Consider the following 2,116-nt stretch of genomic DNA (forward strand, 5'->3'; position numbering starts at 1 on the left):
GTATCATGATACTGTTATTGTAATCGCAAGCCGTCAACTGGATCGCCACTTAATCCGCCAAACTCCATCCTATTCATTTGCAAACCCTCCCCCAGATCAATCGCAAAATCTATATAAAACTATAAGCTACCTATATAAATGCGAGATCTTCCTAAATTCATTGCTGATTGCCCATCGAGTTTACGCACTCCTCCATCCAAAAAAACCGCCCCGATCAAAGATATTATATATAAAAGAACCTCTCCAGGATAATGATTATATACTTTTTAGTTCGCATCTTCATCCGACCCGGAAGTGAAAAAATATTCTTTATATAGAGTATAAATATCGTCACTTATGTATAAATTAATAATCATATAGAAAATATACCCAAAAAAACGCGTGGGGCACTGAACCTCCCAAAGGTTGCAAAATCGATTGACTCTCACAATCGACTAGCCGAACATCGCTCGATATTACAGAGGCAATGAAAATCACCATGTCGCCAGAGCGCTTTAATCAATGCCTGCGGGTCATCCGCTGGACGCCAATCAATATCGCGTCCGCTCTGCAATGTGAACTTTCGTGGATCGAGGCCCTGGAAGCGGGCAATGACGCCGTCCCCGACGGTCTGGCCGAATGGCTTGAAACGCTTGCACAGGCCCATGAAGCTCTTCCGCCACCCATCACCTACAGAGGCAAGCGGTCGACCCTCTGATCGCCAACGCCGCCATCTTAACAATCACCGGATCACACATCAGGAAACATGTCACCGCAACTCTGTGCCTCATCGCTTTTGATCAGCCAGCCGATTGCCATTCAGGAATGTGTCGAGTTCAACAGTACGGGATCTGGGTAGCCGAACGTCTTCAGCAAATTGCGGCCACCGGTCTACGGCCGCTCGAACCTGCTCTATAACCTCCCTGACACCTTGATCCGGGATCGACGCCCCTCTGGAGACCACCAAAAGGTGAGAAATGCCGGGGGCTCTACCTTCCCAGGCTATTGCCGCGCTGTGCTCACCGCCTGGTCCGGACGAAAAAGTAAGATCGTATGCGGGTGCGCCCCTTTTTACCGCCGCAGTGGCAAAGAGTGCCACCGGGACCGCTCAAGAAAACGCATAGAAATTTAGTATCAAAGAGCCCCTTAAGCCGCCCGGATCAAACAGAATGGTTTTTTTGTACGTACGATAATTCTTGCGACGTCCAGTTCATTATTGTACGTACAGTATATAAAAATCACTTACGACGAAACAAAGCGGCTGGCCAACATCGAGAAATACAATCTCGATTTCGCGGACCTGACAACCGAGTTCTTTGCGACCTCTATCGTCCTTCCAACCAAGGCCGAACGCTTCATGGCAATAGGTGAGTTTCAGGGCCGCACCATCATCGCGGTCGTTTTCCGCCCCCTGGGATCGCAAGCTCTTTCTGTCATCTCAATGCGCCCAGCCAGCAACAAGGAAAGGAAGCTGTCATGACAGTCAAATTCGCGTCAAAACGTCCGCTATCAAACGAAGAAGAAGCCGAAGTGCAACGGATGATCGCCGCCGATCCTGACGCACCGGAAGCCACCGACGAGGAGATCGCGCAGGCAAAGCCTTTTCGCGAAGCTTTTCCCGAACTAGCCAAAAGCATCAACCGGGAAATGTCCCGTCGAGGCAGGCCGCCAGCAGATAGCACCAAAACGCCCGTGACGATCCGTCTCGACCCCGATCTCGTCAAGCACTACAAGGAAACGGGCAGGGGTTGGCAATCGCGCCTCAACGACGATTTGAGGAAAGTGAACGGTTTATAGTTGAAAAGTATCACGACGACCCCGGCCCGCCGCCGCGCTACCGTTGGCGCGAAACGTGGCCGGGAAAAAACCACGAAGACTATCCTACTCTCATCAGATGCGCGCAGCACTCATCCAAACTGGACAGAGCTTAACACTTGAAAGCCAATTATATTGACGCTATATTGCGTCATAATTAACGTTATTATCGATGGGTATCTCAAATGGCTCTTGCTCAATATGCTGACAATGGCCTGTTTGCGCCAAGAAAAATCGCTGACGTTTTTCACACGACAAGCGACGACATCGCCCGTAGTGCTGGCCTCGGCAAGGATGCAGTCCAGCGCAAAGAGCGTATCAG

The 2,116-nt window shown here is 50.2% G+C and carries 3 protein-coding genes; all 3 read left to right on the plus strand.

The window, feature by feature from the left end:
- The first annotated feature begins 478 nt into the window (after nt 1-478).
- The 3 genes from ACQZ51_RS23635 to ACQZ51_RS23645 all read left to right on the plus strand — a co-directional run bounded on the left by ACQZ51_RS23635 (nt 479) and on the right by ACQZ51_RS23645 (nt 1,776).
- Complete coding sequence (locus ACQZ51_RS23635; protein ID WP_448780988.1) at nt 479-697, plus strand: hypothetical protein; 219 nt, start codon at nt 479-481, stop codon at nt 695-697.
- A 513-nt stretch (nt 698-1,210) separates the two neighbouring features.
- Nucleotides 1,211-1,459, plus strand: a complete 249-nt coding sequence (locus ACQZ51_RS23640) for a BrnT family toxin (protein ID WP_448780990.1) — start codon at nt 1,211-1,213, stop codon at nt 1,457-1,459.
- Entirely contained in the window at nt 1,456-1,776 is a 321-nt protein-coding gene (locus ACQZ51_RS23645) for a BrnA antitoxin family protein (RefSeq protein ID WP_042618644.1), read from the plus strand. The genes ACQZ51_RS23640 and ACQZ51_RS23645 overlap by 4 nt, the downstream gene beginning before the upstream one ends.
- Nucleotides 1,777-2,116: the final 340 nt, after the last annotated feature.

The sequence above is a fragment of the Agrobacterium sp. CG674 genome (genome assembly GCF_053521645.1).

Coding starts and splice junctions, on each gene's coding strand:
- ACQZ51_RS23635 (WP_448780988.1), top strand. CDS start 479: ATGTCGCCAGAGCGCTTTAATCAATGCCTGCGGGTCATCCGCTGGACG.
- ACQZ51_RS23645 (WP_042618644.1), top strand. CDS start 1,456: ATGACAGTCAAATTCGCGTCAAAACGTCCGCTATCAAACGAAGAAGAA.